General features: G+C 31.1%; 15 protein-coding genes and 1 pseudogene. 12 read left to right on the forward strand and 4 right to left on the reverse strand.

Annotation, left to right across the window (positions count from 1 at the left end; genetic code table 11):
* Positions 1–112 precede the first annotated feature (112 nt).
* Both tilS and EDB96_RS10030 read left to right on the forward strand, forming a co-directional pair.
* Positions 113–1,423, forward strand: coding sequence for a tRNA lysidine(34) synthetase TilS (gene tilS / locus EDB96_RS10025; protein WP_134140568.1), 1,311 nt, complete (start codon positions 113–115; stop codon positions 1,421–1,423).
* Positions 1,423–3,510 carry a protein-disulfide reductase DsbD family protein gene (locus EDB96_RS10030; RefSeq protein WP_134140569.1) on the forward strand — a complete coding sequence of 696 codons (2,088 nt, stop codon included), beginning with the start codon at positions 1,423–1,425 and terminating at the stop codon, positions 3,508–3,510. Before tilS ends, EDB96_RS10030 begins: the two co-directional genes overlap by 1 nt.
* A gap of 377 nt (positions 3,511–3,887) precedes the next feature.
* On the opposite strand, the gene EDB96_RS10035 is transcribed toward EDB96_RS10030, so the two are convergent.
* On the reverse strand, positions 3,888–5,204 hold the full coding sequence (locus EDB96_RS10035; protein WP_057119271.1) for an ammonium transporter: 1,317 nt from the start codon (positions 5,202–5,204) through the stop codon (positions 3,888–3,890).
* Between the two features lie 314 nt (positions 5,205–5,518).
* Between EDB96_RS10035 and EDB96_RS10040 the strand changes: the two genes are divergently transcribed.
* Positions 5,519–6,496: a Gfo/Idh/MocA family protein gene (locus EDB96_RS10040; RefSeq protein ID WP_134140571.1), complete on the forward strand. Its 978-nt coding sequence runs from the start codon at positions 5,519–5,521 to the stop codon at positions 6,494–6,496.
* Between the two features lie 34 nt (positions 6,497–6,530).
* Here the strand turns inward: EDB96_RS10040 and EDB96_RS10045 are convergent, their stop codons facing one another.
* The gene (locus EDB96_RS10045; protein WP_134140572.1) at positions 6,531–7,229 is read right to left on the reverse strand and encodes a DUF1963 domain-containing protein; all 699 of its coding nucleotides are present in this window, start codon (positions 7,227–7,229) and stop codon (positions 6,531–6,533) included.
* A 109-nt stretch (positions 7,230–7,338) separates the two neighbouring features.
* On the opposite strand from EDB96_RS10045, the pseudogene EDB96_RS10050 reads away from it, so the two are divergent.
* The 7 genes and pseudogenes from EDB96_RS10050 to EDB96_RS10080 all read left to right on the forward strand — a co-directional run.
* Positions 7,339–8,202: pseudogene (locus EDB96_RS10050) on the forward strand (YifB family Mg chelatase-like AAA ATPase); the annotation flags it as partial.
* Positions 8,203–8,226: 24 nt separating this feature from the next.
* On the forward strand, positions 8,227–10,023 hold the full coding sequence (locus EDB96_RS10055; protein ID WP_134140573.1) for a recombinase family protein: 1,797 nt from the start codon (positions 8,227–8,229) through the stop codon (positions 10,021–10,023).
* Between the two features lie 623 nt (positions 10,024–10,646).
* Complete coding sequence (locus EDB96_RS10060; protein ID WP_134140575.1) at positions 10,647–12,572, forward strand: Dam family site-specific DNA-(adenine-N6)-methyltransferase; 1,926 nt, start codon at positions 10,647–10,649, stop codon at positions 12,570–12,572.
* Between the two features lie 9 nt (positions 12,573–12,581).
* Complete coding sequence (locus EDB96_RS10065; RefSeq protein WP_134140576.1) at positions 12,582–14,141, forward strand: McrB family protein; 1,560 nt, start codon at positions 12,582–12,584, stop codon at positions 14,139–14,141.
* A gap of 4 nt (positions 14,142–14,145) precedes the next feature.
* Positions 14,146–15,729 (forward strand): DUF2357 domain-containing protein, encoded by a 1,584-nt coding sequence (locus EDB96_RS10070; protein WP_134140578.1) that lies wholly within the window; start codon positions 14,146–14,148, stop codon positions 15,727–15,729.
* A gap of 76 nt (positions 15,730–15,805) precedes the next feature.
* Positions 15,806–17,398 carry an HAD family hydrolase gene (locus EDB96_RS10075; protein WP_166669291.1) on the forward strand — a complete coding sequence of 531 codons (1,593 nt, stop codon included), beginning with the start codon at positions 15,806–15,808 and terminating at the stop codon, positions 17,396–17,398.
* A 233-nt stretch (positions 17,399–17,631) separates the two neighbouring features.
* Positions 17,632–18,279, forward strand: coding sequence for a recombinase family protein (locus EDB96_RS10080; protein WP_134140582.1), 648 nt, complete (start codon positions 17,632–17,634; stop codon positions 18,277–18,279).
* A gap of 22 nt (positions 18,280–18,301) precedes the next feature.
* Here the strand turns inward: EDB96_RS10080 and EDB96_RS10085 are convergent, their stop codons facing one another.
* Positions 18,302–19,165, reverse strand: coding sequence for a hypothetical protein (locus EDB96_RS10085; RefSeq protein ID WP_134140583.1), 864 nt, complete (start codon positions 19,163–19,165; stop codon positions 18,302–18,304).
* A gap of 240 nt (positions 19,166–19,405) precedes the next feature.
* On the opposite strand from EDB96_RS10085, the gene EDB96_RS10090 reads away from it, so the two are divergent.
* On the forward strand, positions 19,406–20,182 hold the full coding sequence (locus EDB96_RS10090; protein ID WP_134140585.1) for a hypothetical protein: 777 nt from the start codon (positions 19,406–19,408) through the stop codon (positions 20,180–20,182).
* The gene (locus EDB96_RS10095) at positions 20,172–20,657 is read left to right on the forward strand and encodes a type II toxin-antitoxin system VapC family toxin (RefSeq protein ID WP_134140587.1); all 486 of its coding nucleotides are present in this window, start codon (positions 20,172–20,174) and stop codon (positions 20,655–20,657) included. Before EDB96_RS10090 ends, EDB96_RS10095 begins: the two co-directional genes overlap by 11 nt.
* A 310-nt stretch (positions 20,658–20,967) precedes the next feature.
* Here EDB96_RS10095 and EDB96_RS10100 read toward each other — a convergent pair whose 3' ends face one another.
* Positions 20,968–21,399, reverse strand: a complete 432-nt coding sequence (locus EDB96_RS10100) for a hypothetical protein (RefSeq protein ID WP_134140588.1) — start codon at positions 21,397–21,399, stop codon at positions 20,968–20,970.
* Positions 21,400–21,441 lie beyond the last annotated feature (42 nt).

Raw genomic sequence — 21,441 nt, forward strand, 5'->3', positions numbered from 1 at the left:
TTTTTTTTAAAGTTTTGCAAATCAATTAGTGGAAATTTAATTCCGGCAGAAAAAATAACCGCTTAACATTTCATTTAAAAATAGAACGAATTTAATTTTTTACATTTATCAAATGTTTTCAAAATTTCAAAATCATATAATTTCAAGATTTCCTTTTTTAGCAGAAAAAAAGCTTTTTCTGGCAGTAAGCGGTGGCTTAGACAGTATGGTTTTACTGCATTTGTTCAATCAATTACCTTATGAAATCGCAGTTTTACATTGTAATTTTCAACTTCGAGGATTAGAAAGTTTTGGAGATCAGGAATTTATTCAAAACTATTGCGATCAAAATAATATTCCGTTTTTTACGACTCACTTTGATACCGAAGCTTTTGCTAAAGATTATAAATTATCTACGCAGGTTGCAGCAAGGGAACTTAGATACAGCTGGTTTTACGAACTTTTAGAAGAAGAAAACTTTGATTTTATTTTAACGGCGCATCACGCAGATGACAATTTAGAAACTTTTATAATCAACTTGACGCGAGGAACAGGTTTAGAAGGTTTAACGGGAATTCCAGAACAGAACGATAAAATCATTCGTCCGCTTTTGCCATTTTCCAGACAAGAAATTCTGAAATATGCGGAAGAAAATAATATAGAATGGCGCGAAGACAGCAGTAATGCTTCGACTAAATATCTTCGAAATAAAATTCGTCATGATTTAATTCCTGTTTTAAAAGAAATCAATCCTAATTTTTTGGATGCATTTCAAAAGACACAATCATTTTTGCAGGAATCAAAAGAAATGGTTGAAGATGCTTCGATTATGATTTATCAGCAAGTTGCAAAAGAAGCAGGCGATGATATTCATTTTGATTTAAATCAGTTAAAAAAACTTCCCAATTATAAATCATATTTATATCAATGGCTGAATGAATTTGGTTTTTCTGCTTGGAATGATATTTACGATTTGGTCGAAGGGCAATCGGGAAAACAAGTTTTTGCAGAAGAATTCAGATTATTAAAAAACAGAGAAACATTAATTTTGAGTCCGCTTTCTGAGTTGTCAGAAAAAGAAGAATATGAAATTAATTCAAACGATACAGAAGTTAATTTTCCCATAAAATTAAGCCTTTGTAACGTAGGTCACACAACATTCGATTCAAATAGAGTTATATTTGTGGACGTCGATAAAATCCACTTTCCTCTTATATTACGTAAATGGAAAGAAGGAGATGTTTTTCAGCCTTTTGGCATGAATGGTAAGTCAAAAAAAGTCAGTAAACTTTTTAAAGATGAAAAGTTATCATTGATCGAAAAAGAAAAAACATGGATTTTATGTTCTAATGACCAAATAGTCTGGGTTGTCGGAATAAGGCAAGATGAACGTTTTAAAATTGAAAAAGCCACAAACAAAATACTAAAAATAGAACTACAATAATGAACTTTACTCAAAATCTTCAGACAAGCTTGTCAAAAAATATTTGGACTAAAACTATTTTACTGCTGTTGTTTTTCTTTGCTTTTGCAAAAGGTAACGCTCAAATTCTAGAGCCGGTAAAATGGACTTCAAAAATTGAAAAAAAAGGGAATAATGCTGTATTAATTTTTGATGCTGTTATCGAAAAAGACTGGCATATGTATTCGCAGTTTACACCAGAAGGCGGACCTCTTGCTCTGGAAATTGCTTTTAAAAATCAAAAAGGTAATTACGAATTAGTAGGAAAAGCAAAAGAAGGAAAAACGAAAACTTCTTTTAATGATGTATTTGGTGTAGATGAAACCTATTTTGAAGGAAAAGCACATATTGAACAAGAAATAAAAATCATTAACCCGAACTTAAAAACGGTTGATGTGGATTTCGATTTTCAGGTTTGTAAAGAAGTTTGTATCAATTCGAGCAAAAAGTTCTCAATTGCAGTTCCATCAACTTTTAAAATGGATCAAGTTCCAGTTGTAGCAGAAGCTCAAAAAGACGAAACTAAAGTAGTTGGTTTAGCAGTTGATACTATTCAAAAAGAAACTAATGCTGCTAAAGATCAAACTGTAAAAGCAGAAAAAGAAGTTAAAGCAGCAGAAATTCCTGCTCCTGCACCTGCAAGAAGTTTGTGGTCAATCTTTTTTATTGCTTTTTTATCTGGATTTGCAGCATTGTTAACGCCTTGCGTTTTCCCAATGATCCCAATGACAGTAAGTTTCTTTACTAAGCAAAGTAAAAGCAGAGCAAAAGGAATTAGAAATGCAGTAATTTACGGACTTTCTATTATTGCTATTTATGTAATTTTAGGACTTATTGTAACTAAAATATTTGGTGCGGATGCGTTAAATGCTTTGTCTACCGATGTCTGGTTTAACCTAATTTTCTTTGTAATCTTAGTTGTTTTTGCAACTTCATTTTTAGGAGCTTTTGAAATTATGCTTCCAAATTCATGGGCAAACAAGGCTGATCAGCAAGCGGATAAAGGCGGAATAATCGGAATATTATTCATGGCTTTGGCTTTGGCAATTGTATCTTTTTCTTGTACAGGACCAATTGTTGGAACTTTATTAGTTGAAGCAGCTTCAAATGGAGGAATCGCTCCAGTTGTTGGAATGTTAGGATTTTCATCTGCATTAGCTTTACCGTTTATGTTATTTGCAATGTTCCCAGGATGGTTAAACTCATTACCAAAATCTGGTGGATGGTTAAATACTGTAAAAGTGGTTCTTGGATTTTTAGAATTGGCTTTGGCATTCAAATTTTTATCAAATGCAGATTTAGTTTTACAATTACATTTCTTAGAAAGAGAAGTTTTCATCGCAATCTGGATTGCAATTTTTGGAGCTTTGACTTTATATTTATTCGGAAAAATTACATTGCCTCATGATAGCCCAATGAATCATATTTCTGTTGGGAGATTATATTTAGGACTACTTACTTTAGTATTTACAATGTATTTAATTCCTGGACTTTGGGGAGCTCCATTAAAATTAATTAGTGCATTCCCGCCGCCGCCGCAATACAGCGAAAGTCCGTTTGGAGTAGGAGGATCAGGAAATGGAGCCGTTTCAGGAGAACCAATAAAAGGGCTGCCAGAAGGAGCAGAATTAGGCCCTCACGGAATTATGGTTTTTCACGATTATGAGGATGGTGTAGCTTACGCGAAAGAAATCAATAAACCTATAATGCTGGATTTTACGGGTTACGCTTGTGTAAACTGCCGAAAAATGGAAAACAATGTGTGGTCTGATCCTACGGTCTTACCAATTCTAAAAAATGATGTTGTTTTGATTTCACTTTATGTTGATGACAAACGTGAACTTCCAAAAGAAGAACAATTTACAACTGCCTCTGGAGATAAAATTATTACAGCGGGAGATAAATGGACAGATTTTATGATTTCTAAATATAAAACTAATACACAGCCTTTATATGTGATTACAGATTTAGAAGGAAATAATTTAAATAGTACTAAACCAACTATTAGTTACGTTAGTACAGAAGAATATTTAAAATGGTTAAAAGAAGGTATTTCTAATTTTAAATAGATTTTAGACTTTTAAAATTTCAAATCTATCCCGAGGCTTCGGGACTAAAATTTAAAATATATTGGGGTTGAAATTAATTCAAAACAAAAAGCGCTCTAAGTAATTAGAGCGTTTTTTTATGATCAAGATTTAAGCGGATTAAAGTTTTTTAAAGGAGTTTTTTTTGTTGAATAATTAAGGTTGTTAATTTGTTAGCCTGTAGTGAAATTAATTCAGATAAATAAAGTTCCATACATATGTGTGTGTTTACTCAAGATATACATAAAATTAAATCTTTAAAGGACTTCTTAGATTGCTTAAAAATTAATTCAAACAAAAAACGCTCTAATTACTTAGAGCGTTTTTTTTATCAAGATTGAAAGTTGAAAATTAATTTCTTATAGGAATTCTCCGTGTTGAGAAATATCTAAACCTAATTCTTCTTTTTCTTCAGTAACTCTTAGAGGTGTAATTTTATTTACAATAAAGAATAAAATGTAAGAACCAACAAAAGCAAAGATTGATACCACAACAAGAGCAGTTAATTGGTTGATGAATAAAGTTGGAGTTCCAAAGATTAAACCTTGATTATCTCCAACAGCTGGGTTAATTGCTTTTGAAGCAAAAACTCCCGTTAATAACATACCTACCATACCACCAACACCGTGACAAGCAAATACATCTAAAGCATCATCAATTTTTCCTTTAGGGAATTTACTAACTACAAGGTTACTTACAATTGCAGAGAATAAACCAATGAAAATTGCGTGAGGAATACTAACGAAACCAGCAGCAGGCGTAATAGCTACAAGACCCACAACAGCTCCAATACAAGCTCCAAGAGCAGATAATTTGTGTCCTAAGATTTTATCAAGGAAAACCCATGCCATAGCAGCGGCTGCAGCAGCAACAGTAGTTGTTCCTAAAGCTTGTACGGCTAAACCATTTGCTCCTAATGCAGATCCAGCATTGAAACCAAACCATCCAAACCAAAGTAAACCAGTACCTAATAATACGTAAGTAATTCTAGCAGGATTAACTTTTTGTACTTTTCTTTTTCCTAAGAAGATTGCTCCAGCCAATGCAGCCCATCCAGCGCTCATGTGTACTACCGTTCCACCAGCGAAATCAAGAACTCCCATTTTGAAGAAAACTCCATCAGGATGCCAAGTCATGTGAGCTAAAGGAGCGTATATTAATAATATAAATAAAACCATGAATAATAAATAAGCCCAGAAACGTACACGTTCTGCAAAAGCACCTGTAATTAAAGCAGGAGTAATGATGGCAAATTTTGCTTGAAATAATGCGAATAACATAAAAGGAATTGTTGGTGCAAGGCTCCATGCAGTATTGGTTCCAACACCTTCAAAGAATAAATTATGAGACGGATCTCCAATAATTCCTCCAATAGTTGGTCCAAAAGCTAATCCGAAAGCAACGACAGTCCATAAAATAGTAACAATTACCATTGCCATAAAACTCTGAAGCATAGTACTAATTACGTTTTTCTTACCTACCATTCCTCCGTAGAAAAATCCTAAACCAGGAGTCATTAACAATACAAATGCAGTTGCCACGATCATCCAAGCTGTATCTCCTGTGTCAAACTTAACCGCTTCAGCAGGAATTGGGTTATCTGCAATTATAAAGTTTGATATAAAGGTTAGTACCAAAATAGTGATAAGAATCACAGTTAAAATAATTTTTCGCATAGTTATTTAGTTTTAAAATTTTTTATAAAAGTATAAAATGATTTCATACCCCCTAAAAAAATAGGGTTCAATGTTTAATTTTTGTTAAATTTAAAATTTGACCCCGTAAATTTTGCATGAATTTGTTAAAACAGACTTAAAATTTGTAATTCATCAACATTTATTTTCGTCTTATTAAGACTTTTAATAATTTTTGGGTTAATTGATTGTTACTTTTTACGATATATTGGATATTTGTTGTTTAAAAACGTCTGATGTTTTTTAAACGAAATAGTTTTTTAATGTTTTTTAACAATTTTGATGATTAAAATACAATGGCTGATAGAAAAATTAAATGGGGAATAGTTGGGCTGGGTAATATTGCAAGCCAGTTTGCGTCAGATTTATTATTGATAGATGATGCTGAGCTAACGGCAGTTGCTTCAAGAGATATTTCTAAAGCAGAGTTATTTGCAGAAAAATTTGGTGCTTTAAGAATGTATAATTCTTATGATCTACTTTTTGAGGACAGTGAAGTTGAAATTATCTATATCGCAACACCACATAACTCGCATGCAGAATTATCCATAAAAGCACTTGAAAAAGGCAAACATGTGATATGCGAAAAACCAATGTCGCTATCTTATAATGATGCAGAGAGAATGATTGAAGCTTCTACAAAAAATAACAGATTTTTTATGGAAGCGTTTTGGACACGTTTTATTCCGTCTATTCAAGAGATATTACAAAAAGTAGATAACGGAATAATTGGTGATGTAAATTACATAAAAGCCGATTTTGCTTTTCACGGAAGTGAAACTGAAAACAAAAGACTTTTTGACAAAGAATTAGGTGGCGGAGCTTTATTTGATATTGGAGTTTATCCATTATTCCTCTCTTATATACTATTAGGAAATCCAAAAGAGATAATTGCAAAAGCCATCAAACACAAAAATGATATTGATCTACAGACTTCTATGCTATTGCAATATGAATCGGCTCAATCGGTTTTGCATGCTTCGATAGTTTCAGAATCTGATATGAAAGCATCTATAAGCGGATCAAAAGGAAGAATTGAATTGAACTCGCCTTGGTTTGTTGCCGACGGATATTCTTTATTTATAAATGACGAAAAAGAAGCTGCTTTTACTTTGCCAACTTTAGGGAAAGGATATTCACACGAAATAATAGAATGTCACAATTGCATTCGAAACAATCAAATAGAAAGTAAACTTTGGTCGCATCAAAATAGTTTGGATTTGAGTAGGATTGTGGAGGAAATTAAAAATCAAATCGGATTAAGTTTTGCTTAATCCGATTTCCGTATAATTATATTCCATTAAAAATTTAATAGAAATCAATATAGTACATCCATTCTTCGGTTTTCCTATTTTTTGCTAAATAAATATTACCATTATCTACAATATTCAAATTAGCTTTTTCATCAGAAGATATTTGGAAAACAAATTCGTAATCATCTCCAAAATATACTCCTGATTGACAATAGGTAGCGTATCCCCCAAGTTTATGACCGTAATTGTTTTCAATTATATCATAATAAGAATCTATAATTCCTTCGTCTTCAAGTTGAAGTATTTTATCTGATATATCTTCTGGAATTTCACGATCTTCCCAAACCGGATAATCTTCTTCAATTAATTTATTTGACAATGGAAAAGGTTTAATGTGAGAACTTTCATTTTTTAAATCTTTAAATATTATCTCATTAGTATTTTTATATTCTCGTAAAACCCAATGATTTCCATTTGGAGTTAGATCCATTGGAATATTTTTAGAAATGAATACTGTTATTATTTTAGTATTTGTGAGAATATCAGGGACGAATGGTAATTCATTTAAACATAATTGAAATAAAGGTAACATTAAGTCACCGTTATTATCGACAGGAATTTCTTCATTTTCTCGATATAAATAAACTCTTCCAATCCAACTTTCTGTATTTGAATTTGTTGGCTTAAATCCTCCAGTAATAAATCCTGATGCTCTTTTTGCAAGTTTGGATTTTATTTTTTCGAGATCATTCATATAAATAATAAATTTTGAAAGAGTTAGTAAAAAGTAATAGAATATTTACAAAAATAATGATTTTTTGTCTATAATTAAATATTTTTACCTTTTCATTTAAGATTAATTTATGTTGACAAAAGTTTACGGAAGTGCTGTTTTTGGAGTTGAAGCTACAACTATTACTGTTGAAGTTCATATGGATAAAGGAATTGGTTATCATTTAGTTGGACTTCCCGACAATGCAATAAAAGAAAGCAGTTATAGAATCGCAGCCGCGCTTAAAAATAATGGCTTCAGTTTGCCAGGAAAAAAAATTACCATCAATATGGCGCCTGCAGATCTTCGAAAAGAAGGTTCTTCGTATGATTTGACCCTCGCCATGGGGATTTTGGTAGGCTCAGATCAGATAAAAGCTCCCGAAATTGAACGTTATATTATAATGGGTGAACTTTCTTTAGACGGAAGTCTGCAGCCTATTCGCGGTGCTTTACCAATTGCCATTAAAGCAAAAGAAGAAGGTTACAAAGGCTTTTTTCTTCCTATTCAAAATGTAAAAGAAGCTGCCATCGTATCTGATTTAGATGTTTATGGAGTAGAGAACTTAAAAGAAATCATTGACTTTTTTGCAGGTAAAGGAACTTTAAAGCCGACAGTTATTGATACCCGTGCTGAATTCTACAAAACTTTAGATTTTCCCGAATTTGATTTTTCAGATGTTCGCGGACAGGAAAGTATAAAACGCTGTATGGAAATTGCGGCAGCCGGCGGACATAATATTATTTTGATTGGCCCTCCTGGTGCAGGAAAGACAATGCTTGCAAAACGTGTTCCAAGTATTTTGCCACCAATGACTTTGCGAGAAGCGCTTGAAACCACTAAAATTCATAGTGTTGCAGGTAAATTAAAAGAGGTTGGGTTGATGAATCAGCGTCCGTTTCGAAGTCCGCATCATACGATTTCTAATGTTGCATACTTAAACTATGTGGACTATATTTGTTGTACTAAAAGTTAATTTATGGGTAGGATTTGCATTTATTCAAGAGTTTCAACAGTTGATCGACAAGATTATAGTCGCCAGATTTCTGATTGCTTAGAAGCTATAGGCGATCGCTATCATTCTGACGATATAGATGTATATAAGGAAAAAATCTCTGGTTATAAAGCACATGGAGAACGTCCTGAACTCACTCGCATGCTACACACCATCGAGCAAGACAATAAGTATTACGATCGTATTTATGTGACTGAAATTTCACGTCTAGGTCGTGACCCATCCGCCGTTAGAAATCTTGTTGATTACCTTAGTGATCTTAAGATTCCAATTTATTTTACTTCCATTAATCAATGTACACTTGATGACAATGGAGATCGCTCATCCACAATGAACATTATAATACAGATTCTAATCGAATTTGCGAACAACGAAAGCATTACTACTAAAAAAAGAAGTAAGTCTGGGCTACTGCAATCTGCAAAAAATCAGAATGTAGGAGGTGGTAAATTCATCGCATATGGATACAAAAAAGGTGATGACAAAAAGATGATCGTTGATGATGAAGAAGCAGAAGTTATCAGAAGGATCTTTAAGTGGTATTCAGAAGGTAACGGCTTTAACAAAATTGCTGGTTTTCTCAATAATGAAAAGGTACCAACTAGAGTAAACAAATTTGGTACCCAGTTAATGAAATTTCAAACCGAGAAAACTGCTGACAAAGTAATCTGGAGTAGTAAGACCGTTAATGATATTGTTGCTAATCCACTTTATAAAGGACAAAGGCGTTACAAAGGTGAAAAACTTACCAGCGAAGAAGAAAAAAATTATGATGGAATTATTACAAAACGCGGACAAGAAAAATTTAAAACATTGTTATTGGATGCGCCTGCAATTATTAACGCTGAGTTGTTTGATAGGTGTAATGAGCTGATAAAAACAAAAACACATAGAAATTCAATAAATCAATATAGCTATCTGTTGAAAGACCTGCTTACGTGTGGGATATGCGGCAGAAATGTTTTTGCAAGATACAAGCCAACACCTCGGGGTGATAAGGTTTATATATGTTCGTCACGATTAACAAGTGCTGGTAATTGCGGCAACAAAGGCGTTAATATAACTTATCTGGAAAGTGTGGTATATGACATTCTAATCGGTACGAAAGCCCTTCATAATCATATCGACCAATCTGATAAGTTGATTCCCACCGTGAAAACTGACATTGAAACTCTGAAAAGGCAGCTTTCGGTTGCAGAATCTGCACTCGAAAAGCAGACTAAAAAAAAATATAAACTCGAGTTGCTTTTTACTTCAACTGACATGACCATTGAACGATACAAAATGATATCAGCAGAGTATTCAAAAGAACTTACAATTACCAAATCTAAAATTGATTTGCTTTCAAAACATTTGAGCGAACAAACAGAAATATTGAAGAAAATTACGAACAAAAGTAAAGACGTACAATTTCTGGCTCGCTTGTCATCTGAAAGGCCCGAAGTTATCGCTATATTTAAACAGTTTATTAAAAAAATTTATATAACCAAGATGACACGTAACAATAACGTGTTAGTTGATATCCATTTAAATATCGGTAAACAAAAACCCGGAATGTCACTAAAGCTAATGCTAGATTTGAACGTAACAAGGTTCAAAGAAAAAACGCAATATACTTATAAGCTGAGAGGGCATCATTTGTTGACAACATATGATGATCGAGGCACTCTAATTACAACCGAGGACGAAATTGACAAATCATTCGGGGATTACAGTATAGGGAAATACATAGTTCCTGACGAAAATATAATGAAATTATGATATAAGATGCGAATTATTATGCAATAACAGCCTTTTAATTTAATTAAGATTATACTGGAACTGTTTGCAATTTTTAACGAAACTTATTAGTATTTTGGAAAAAAGTCGATGATTTTACCGCTTTCCAGTCGTTTTTTATTTTCTGTTCATAAGTAGTCAGGATCAATTGCGTTTAATAGTAGCAGGGTTTTAATTAATTTTTCACCAATCTCCTCTTGAGTGATTTTACCATCAATTTGAATGTTCCAAACTTCAATTGTATTATTAATCGCTTTTGTGTTTGCAAGTTTTAGTTTTTGCCATCAATATAGTTGCAGTCCTTTGCTGGTCTTAATTCAATATAAACTTTTTTGTAATGTTATATCGCATATTTAACCGATGATAACCTTCGGTAAATGACGTTATTCAAAATCAAATAAGGCATTATTCCTAAATCTTCTAATTTTTATCGTGATAGCGCTCTAAATAATTGTTTAAATTCCATATGTAGTTTATTTGATATTTAATATAATTGTTACAAAAAATAACATATTTAGTGGTTGTTGAAAATTAGATTATGATATATAAATTATTCTCCTTAGAAAAAACGATATTTGTTGCAACTCCTTTCAGTTTATTTTTAAATGATTATTGAACAAACCCAAAATATAGCAGATAATTTTCAAACTATTGATAATATCGATACAAAATCCACTAAACCTATCTTAAAATGGGCAGGCGGGAAAACTCAATTAATACAAGAACTTCTAAAAAGATTTCCAGAAAATTTCAACAATTACATCGAGCCATTTATAGGTGGAGGAGCACTTTTTTTCCATACTCAGCCATCTAAATCAATTATTGCCGACATAAATCCCGAGTTAATAAATTTATATACAGTAATTCGAGATTCTCCAAAAGATGTAATCAAAATTCTAAAAAGCTTCGATAATAACGAAGATTTTTTTTACGAAATCAGGAATTGGAAAAGAGAAGAGCTTTCAAATACTTTGCAAGCTGCTAGGACACTTTTTCTAAATAAAACTTGTTTTAATGGATTGTATAGAGTTAATAAAAAAGGAGAATTTAACACTCCTTACGGTAATTATAAAAATCCTAATTTTGTAAATGAACAAGGACTTTTACAAGCATCAAAAGCATTAAAAAATGCAAAAATTGTAAATTTAAACTATAAAGAAACGTTAGAAAAATATGCCCAATCCGGGGACTTAATATTTCTTGACCCTCCTTATCTACCTATCAACAATAATGAAGATTTTAAAAGATACACTAAAGAAGGATTCACTGAAGGAGACCACTTTGAATTAGCCGATTATGTTAAAAAGCTTTCAAATATGGGTTGTCATGTAATTTTAACCAATTCAAATTCTCCGCTCGTATACGATTTATATAGCAATTTTGACATTTCTGTTATAAAAACAAAACGCTTTATAAATAGTGATGCTAATAAAAGAATTGGTGAAGATGTTATAGTTTGTGCACCTCCAAAAGTTGGATTTAGAATTAATTCTCAGAATAATACTATTCCAGAGCAAAACAGTTTATTTCCTCAAACAAGATATATGGGGAGCAAGCAATCTCTGCTTAAGCAGATATCAAGTGCTACCTCCTCTTTTGCTTTTGATTCTGTTCTTGATTTATTTAGTGGAAGCGGAGTGGTTTCTTATTTATTTAAAACATTAGGAAAAAAGGTAATTTCTAATGACTATATGACAATGAATTCGAAGATAGCTTCTGCTCTTATTACTAACTCAAAAACTATCTTGTCAGATAAAGATATCGAATTGCTATTAAGAAAATCTGATGATGTAGATTACTTTGTGTCAAAAACATTTAAGGGTATTTATTATTCAGATTCAGATAATGAATTTATTGATTTAGTTCGAAGCAATATTTCAAAATTAAGGAACGAAACAAAGAGAGACATTGCTATGTGTGCTCTGATAAAAAGTTGTGTAAAAAAACGTCCTAGAGGTATTTTTACATACACAGGACTCAGGTATGATGATGGTAGAAAAGATTTAAAAATGTCATTTGAGGAGCAATTTCGAATAGCTGTAGGAACGCTTAATAATGCCGTTTTTGACAATGGTAAAGACTGTAAAGCCTTGAATCAAGATTCTATGGAAATAAAAGTTAAAGCAGATTTAGTGTACATAGACCCGCCATATTACAGCCCTACTTCCGATAATGAATATGTTAGACGTTACCATTTTGTAGAGGGCTTGGCTCGAAATTGGGAAAATGTAGAAATGCAGTGGGAAACTAAAACAAAAAAATTCAAAAATTATCCTACTCCATTTAGCACTAAAATTGGTGCATATGAAGCGTTTGACAAATTGTTTAAAAGATATAGAGACAGTATTCTAGTTGTATCATATTCATCCAACTCTTTTCCTACGAAAGATGAAATGGTTGGATTAATGTCTAAATACAAGGATAATGTTGATGTGATTGCTATTGATTATAGATACAGTTTTGGAAATCAAGGGCATAAAGTTGACGATAATAAAAATCAAGTTCAAGAATATATATTTATTGGATATTAATTATATACTATGACAGAAGTAGAACAATATTTTAAAAACTATAAAGACGCTGGCTTTCACTTCCCAAATTCCTTATTAACTAACTATGCTTTATCATTGGTATCAAAACCTTTTGTAATATTATCAGGAATCAGTGGCACTGGAAAAACAAAAATCGCTCAACTTTTTCGTGTTCCAAAAATTAATACTGACATACTTCCTGATGCAGTGAGAGACGCTAATCCGCTATCAATTAAAGTTACCTCAGAATTCGGACGTTTTAATTTCCCTCAACAAATTTTATCAGATCTTTTAACTGAAGAAGAATTACAAGATTGGGAAACAAAAGCAGAGGAGTATAAACAAAGAGGCAATATTGGTAATTTTACAAATACATACATATTAAATGTTGAAGATCAATTTGGAACTTTTAAATTAGGCTTTTATGGACAGAGAGCGGTAAGTCCATTGCTAAGAGTGCGTTTTTTTAAAAGTAACAGAGATAAAACTTCTCCAGACTATGATGCGACTGAACATTTAACGAAATTTTACAAGGTAGGAGATGTTTTAGAGCTTGAAAAAACAGGAGATAAAAGATACATAGTAAAATCAGTTAATAATGATTTAGTAAAAAAGAAACTAACTGAATTTGAGATCAGCTCTATAGAAAACCATTGTTTCATTTCAGTACGAAGTGATTGGACTGATAACAATGAACTCCTAGGGTATTTTAATCTTATTGAAAAAAAATATCATGTTCCAAGCTTCCTTGAGTTTGTTTTAACTGCAAGGAATAATCCTGAATATCCATTTTTTGTAATTTTAGACGAAATGAATTTATCAAAAGTAGAGCACTACTTTAGTGATATCCTAAGTTGTTCTGAAAGTAGAATACAAACAGCTGAGGGAATTACCCAAGAAAGTATTGTTTTGCATAATGGAACTGATAGACTGGAAACAGATTCTGAAAATTTCGAATTTATTAGCAATAAGATTGAAATTCCATTTAATTTATTTATAACTGGTACAGTGAATATTGACGAGAGTACATATTCGTTTAGTCCTAAAGTTCTCGATAGAGCAAATGTAATAGAATTTAATGATGTTGACCTACTCGCTTATGGTGGTAAGGAAATTGAGGATACTAGTAGTTTTAGTTTGCAGAAATTTCCTGATTTTACACAGGTCACTGTGCCTGCAAAATTCTATTATGAATTGCTATCTGACGAAATTAAAAGTTTTCTCGTTGATCTGAACGCAATTCTTAAAAATCACAATCTTCATTTTGGATATCGTGTAGCAAATGAAATCGCTTTGTATTTGCATAATACGAAGAAGTTTATTGGAGAAGATTCAACAATACTAATGCAAGCAATTGATTACCAACTTATCCAAAAGGTTTTTCCTAAATTAAATGGTGATTATGCAACGTTAGAGGAACCTCTAAGAGAAGTTATTCTTTTTCTTTCTGGTGATTCAGAAATTTCAAACGTTGAAGCTCAAAAAACAAACTTCCCAAATACGATCAAAAAATTGAAAAATATTTACAGTAAATTATCTAAAACAGGTTATGCAAGTTTCATAGAGTAATATTATGAAAATTTACAAGTTATCAGGAGAAGAAGTAGATTATGAATTGATTGAAAATCAAACGTATAAATTAGATTTTCAGTCTGAAGATTATTCCTTGATATTAAAAGAAATTAATAATGCCAAATTGTCAAATTTTATTGATTGGCAAGAAGGTAACAGATTAGGAAAACTTTGTATCTCAAACTACATTGGCAATATTTATTTCTTTAAAAAAACATACAATGTTAAAAGTGTTAAATTTTTAAAAGAACTATCTGGAGTTGAGCAATTTAAAAAGGTTCTAAATGAAATAGAACAGCTTTCAAAGAATATAATTTTTTCATATAATTCACCTTCATTTATTTTAAGAGAGGTTGATTATAAAAACACAAATCCATCTACACTTTTAATATTTAATTATTTCAAAAAAATAATACTAGATTGGGATTCAACAATTAATCTAGAAACCAGTATTAGTAGAATTTTAAAAAACCCAAACTTTAAATATTCTAAGTTATATGAAAAGGATAAAATAGAAAAGATTAAAAAAATAAACAACAAGACAATTAAGCTTATAGTTAATAAAACTAATGAAGTTACTAAGTTACGTAATCAAGATACTCATCTTTTAAATCTTCCATTAACACAATTTTTATCAAGAAACTCTTCTGAAAGTTATTTTCCAACAAAGAGCTTCATGGAGAAAAATAAACTTAGTTATGACACTCTTGAAAATAGATTTGTAAAGCATTTCGTTAGATACGTGGCAAGTTTTGCTTACAGATTAAATTTTGTGAAAAATTTGCCCGCTTCAGTGCATGATGAAAAAGAACTCATATTAAAAGTTTGTAGGAATATATTAAATAAGTCTTTTTTTAGAGAGATTGGCGAAATGACCGTAGTACCGACAAACTCAACAGTTCTACAAAGTAGAATCGGATATAAAGACATTTTACAACATTACTCAAGAAGCCAATTTGGTATTATGCATATTTTTGAGGAATTTGAAAAAAACGCACTATCAGTTGACTTAAAAAGAATTTCTGATTTATATGAATATTGGGTGTTTTATAAAATTGCTAAGGCTTTTCTTGGAAATGATATAATAGTTGAACAACAAAGTATACTAACAGAAGAAGGAAACTTATCTTATGGAGTTTGTTTTAAAAATGAAACTATATCAGTTTATTATAACTGGACTGAATCAAAAGCAAGACAATCCTCTTACAGCGTATCGTTTCGACCTGATGTAACTGTAGCTATAAAATCGAAAGATGGCTCAATTATGAAACTAATATTTGATGCAAAATATAAAGTTGAGCGCAAAGAGAGGGAAGATAATACTGAAGGACATGTCAAAATTGATGACATCCACAAAATGCATGCTTATGTTGATGCAATTAAAGATACCTTATTTGCGATTGTTGTTTATCCAGGAACAGAATTTTTATTTTACGAAAAGCAACATAATACTTCTATAAAAAGGTCGGTAAATGAAATAGATACATTTATAGGTGTGGGTGCAATACCATTAACTCCGGAAAATATTGAACAAGACATTCAGTTACAGTTACTTGTAAATAGAATTAAAGATTTTTTATTTTAATACAATTATGTAGGTTTAATTCTTGATTAATGTTGTTTTTAGATTTTGTTAATAATTAATGCTAATTGTGAGTAATATGAATGATAAAATAATAAAATGTGTTGTGACAGATTTAGATGATACTATTTGGGATTGGCTCAATATGTGGTACGGCTCGTTCTATCCTTATTTTAAAGAGATTAAAACAAGATATGAAATTGATGACACTATTTTAAAAGCTGATTTTAAAAAATTACATCAAAAATACAATACTACTGAAGTGTCATTTGCATATGATGAACTAACCTCATTAAGCAGTGCGAACAAATTAGATATAATTGCCAAACCAAAAAAGGGAAAAAGCATATACCACAACTACAATTCTAATAAAAAGTCTAAATTAAAACTTTATGATGGAGTTCTAGAAACATTAGTAGAATTAAAATCCAAAGGAGTCCTTATAATTGGCTTTACTGAATCAAATGCTTTTTTTACAAAATATCGGATTAAGCATTTAGGATTAGATGGAATTTTTGACTGTATTTATAGCCCATTAGACACTGGGATTCCACAAAACACCCATCGCGTTTATGATGACGAATTTTGGGAACCTAAATTAACTGAAATAAGATATCTTTCAAAAAGTACAAAAAAGCCTGACAGTGAAATTTTAGGAATAATTCTAAGAGATTTTAAAGTTAAAAATGAAAATGCTATTTATATAGGAGATAAAATTGATAGAGATATTAGAATGGCAATTGATACAGGTGTTACTAGTGTTTATGCAAAATATGGAAGCGAAATTGATAATAAGAAATATCAACTTTTAAAAGAAGTAACCCATTGGACAAGTGAAGATGTAGCCCGAGAAATTGAATTTCAAAACAAACACAAGAATGATGAAATTACACCAGATTATACTCTAAATTACTCTTTTAATGAAATATTATCTCATTTTTCTTTTTCATCTTATCAAGATAAATTAAATATAGATTTACTTCCAACAGTAGTGAGTATTTGGAGTGACACCGTAAAAGTTCAACAACACTTTAATGATATAGGCCTTCGAATTAGAAACTTATCGTTAACTGCATTTACCTTTATTATCGCAACATTAGGATATATAATAAAAGAGAATTTAATTTTTAACGTCGGTAATTATGAAATTAAAGCAGTTTCTCTCATTGCACTTATAGGAGCATTAATCATTTGGTGCTTTTTGTTTATGGATAAAAATTGGTATCATAAGTACTTAGTCGGCGCTAGTATTCAAGCTTCATGTATTGAAAACAAATGGAATAAACTTCTTCCAGAATTGAATTTAAGTACTTCTATTTCAAAACAAAGCACTTATCAATACTATTTCGTTAATTTCAAGTCTTTTAAAAAATTTGGAGTTACATTAAATTCTAATAAAAGATTTAGATTTTTCTATTATCCATTAATTGGAGTACTATTAGTATTTAGTTTTGCTTCTTTTTTTATGGACTCAAATGCAAGTAAGGATAAGGTAAAAGACAAACAAGTAATTTTCCTTTATCCAGTTACGAATGCTTTAAACAAAATAAATGGTTTGCCTCAAAACAAATATTCAAAAGCAAGTACTGAGTCTGCAAAGAAAGGATTAAATAATATTAGCAGAAAAACTAATGATTTAACAAATATAAATAAGGATAAGGATAAACATTAGATATTAACTTTAAAATGTTAGAACTATAAATGCCGTAATGTCACATTTATTTTCCTAGTAAAAATGATATAATTTTCTGTGCAAAATTATATTATACCTATACGTTGCACAATTTGTCCATAGTGGATTTTTGTAAAAACGAAACAAAACTTTGTGCAAAATACACTACTCTAAATTTGCACAAAATATTCAAATTTTATATCTTTGAAAAATAAAATGAGAAGAATAGAACTATGAAGGCAAGATATATTAGAATAAGCTCAGGAACACAATCAGTATTAAGGCAATTGGTAAAGGCCCATCCAGATGAAATGTTGTTTATTGATATATGTTCCGGTTCTATTTCATTTAATGAAAGGCCAGAAGCACGCAAATTAAATTATGAGATAAATTTAGGAAATATTAAATCACTATCTGTTTCAAGTGTTGATCGACTTGGACGTAATAGTTTTGATGTACAATCAACGTTAAATCAAATAAACAAAAAGGGAGTTAATGTATTTATTGATAATCTTGGAATTTGTTCGATTGTTGAGGGAAAGCCAAGTTCAATTTTTAAAATCATAACCGATGTTCTAGCCAACGTGGCGTCAATGGAACGTGAATCTCTACTCGAGCGTCAACGTGAAGGTATAGAGGCAGCTATTCGAAAAAATCCAGATACTTATAAAGGTAGGATGAAAGGGACTACTGATACAGAAGAAGAGGTTCTTGCAAAACACAAGTCATTGGTTAAAATAATACGGGCAAATCCAAAATTATCTTTAAGAGATCTTTCTAAATTATCAGTTGATAAAGATAGGGGATATAAGGCTAGTCCTAATACAGTGAAAAAGGTTAAAGAACTACTTAATATACGAAAAGAGAAAGCGGTTGTTTAAACCGCTTTCTCTTTTTTTAAAGTTATATAGTTCCACCAGCAGGAGTTCCACCAGCAGGAGTTCCACCAGCAGGAGTTCCACCAGCAGGAGTTCCGCCAGTAGAGGTTTTCTTTGCATAAATGGCCGCTTTCTTGCCGGCAACCTCTGTTATATTATCTATATTTGATTTGCTATTATCTGCTTCTTTTTTAGTTGATGCATTACTAAATGCGACGTTTATACCTACTCCAACCCAAAGTTTTTCATTATAAATCCAGTTCATTTTTCGATCATTTTTATTTAAAAAATCACCTCCTAAGAATAGACCCAAATTAGCATTCTTAGCAAATTTAAAAACGGTACCAAAGCTTAACGTTAATGCTGTTGCAGTTCTGTTTTCTGTTGCATCGCTATTATCTTTGGTTAAATTTATACTAGTAACTCCAATTCCAACTGAGGCATCTAGCCAAGATTCTTGAGAATCTCTTGTGCCGATGCCAAAAGCTAAATTAGTGGATAACGAAAGAGCAGCTTCAAAATCACAATTTTTCGCAATTCTTAATTTATATGGTACAGTATACATACCAACGCTGACTCCTTTGTATCTTTGAAACTGTTGTTTTGCATAATAGAAAAACAAATATTTAGGTAATGTTTGTTCAAAGATATCTACTTTGGCCTCTTTTGCTTGCTTAGTATTTACACTTTGAAAAGTAATGTTATCACCTTCCTCTTTGATGATTTCAACAAAATCATTTTTAATAATGGAAACATCTTCAGGAATACCATAGTCACCTTTTTTAAATTCTCTACTTTCAACAATTAAATATCGACCTCCGACAAGAGTTTGTCTATTATTAATCTCTGTCTGGACTTGTGAATAACTTATTAATGTTGTTAAATACATTAATTATATGGGTAAAATTTTTTTCATAGTTTTTGTTTTTAGTTATAAACGAAAATACGAAAGTAAATCCTGTTAAAATCAGGTATAAATACTTGTGTTTAAATAATAATGAGGTTCTTTCTTTTAATAAGAATTAAAAGGGAGTTATCGTGATAAATAAATTTACTTTGAGCTTAAAACGTTCAAAATAGATTGTAAATGTGTTTTTAAAATAAAAAAATGTTGTATAATTGTCTTGAAATGGAAAACACAGGAACACTAATAATTCGTGTCTTAGGTACTTCAAATGGGGAAAAATTGTCTCCTTCAAACTACGATATTAAAGAAATTGTTAACCTTTTAACTAATATCGAAGATGTGCTGTATCCTAATCAAAAACAACGCCCTCTCATAGCATATGAGTTGGGTGAAGGTTCTGTTTTACATAGATTTAAAACTACTTTACAAGCTGTCATTTCATCGACTGCTATTTTCGCAAGTGTTCAGAAGGCACAATCTACGGAGCATTTAGAGCTCCAAACAGCTAAGGCATTGGAGGTTATTCAAAAAATTTCATATCAGAAGAATTATGTATTTGAGATAAGTTCTTCAGAATCTGAAAATGTTATACTAGAGATAAATCCTCAGACAAAATTCATAATTGCTAAAGATTATTTTGTAGAAACAGAGTTGTATGTATATGGTGAATTAACTGATGCAGGAGGAAAAACAAAACCCAACTTACACTTAGATACATTGGATTATGGAGCTTTGACAATACAAGTTTCAAAAGAGGTAATTAAGGAATTAAATGGAAATCCTTTATATCGAAACTTTGGAGCACGTATTAAAACTAAACAGCACGTAAATACTGGAGAAATAGATAAGACTTCAATTGTATTTTTGGAGTTAATTCCATATGATTCCAACCTAGATGAAGAATATCTAAATGACTGTATCAATAAAGCAACTCCTAATTGGTCAGATTTTGATAGTGACACATGGCTTGATGAAATGAGAGGAGGTTATGATGCATAAAGCAGTTTTAATTGATACTTGTTTTTTAATTAAGCTTTTAGATAAAAATAGCGATTTACATCAGAATGCGGTAGATTACTTTCGTTATTTTGTGAAGGAAAAGATAGTAATGAAAATTTCAACTATTTCAATAGCGGAGTACTGTGTGAGAGGTAATCTTGAAGATATTCCAATTAGAAATTTACAAGTGTTAAATTTTAACTTGCCTCACGCAGGTTTGGCAGGATGTTTTGCTGAAACTGTATTTAGACATAAAAGAAACGGAGATATAGGGGCAGAAATAAGAGCAATTATTCCTAATGATACAAAATTATTTGCTCAAGCTTCTTATGAAAATACGATTACTTGTTTTGTTACTTGCGATGGAAAGGCGGAAACGGTATACAATGCAATTAAATCAGAGCATATGGTCAGTTTCGCATTTTGGAATATCAATACGCCTGTTAGTGAGATGGTAGGATTATTGCCTTTTTAGGTTAAGAAGTAATTAATTTAATACTATAGAATTGTTCAATCTTTTGCAAGAACGTTTCCATATCTAAATAAAGGGCTTTTTAATTATTTAGATTCTATATTAAGATTTAATCTTTTATATTACAAAGATACATATATTGTATTAATATATACTGGTTTCAAATATTAAATCGATACACTTCGAGTTATGATACGAAAGGCAATCAGGTTGGCCATAAATCAGTGAAGCTTTTAAAGCTATGGCAAATCTTCCAGATAACAAATCAATCAAAGGAAAAAGTTTCACTTCTATCAGAAGTGAAACTTTTTAATTATTTATGCTTTTGATAGTTTTGCCATTTACCTTTATTTGGAATAGGTGCAAAGCCAAATGTTGCAGATTTTTTTCTTTGTTCTCGAACAGCTTTTGCTAATGTTGCATGTTTTTCGACTACGATGTCAGTCCGGCTTTTACTTATTATTATATAAAACCCGTCAAATAACAGACACTCATTACGCCATATAGGTCTTTCAATACGAATGTGGAGTACACTGCCAGGAATAATTTTTCGAGTATCAATTTTATAGTCTTTAAAATCTATATACTCATTCTCAATATATTTGAGTGTGTCATATAAGTGAATTAATTCTCCCCAACTTTTGTTCTTTGGTTCGCCATATAAAATTGTTAATTTTATATTTTTTTGGACATCACTGGAAAAGTCGATGTAGCTGTTGTTAATATTTTTCGTTAATTTATTCATTGAATAGCGTTATATTGTTAACTATGATTTTGTAGCTAATGA

It is taken from the genome of Flavobacterium sp. S87F.05.LMB.W.Kidney.N, from assembly GCF_004366435.1.
Taxonomy (GTDB): Bacteria; Bacteroidota; Bacteroidia; order Flavobacteriales; family Flavobacteriaceae; genus Flavobacterium.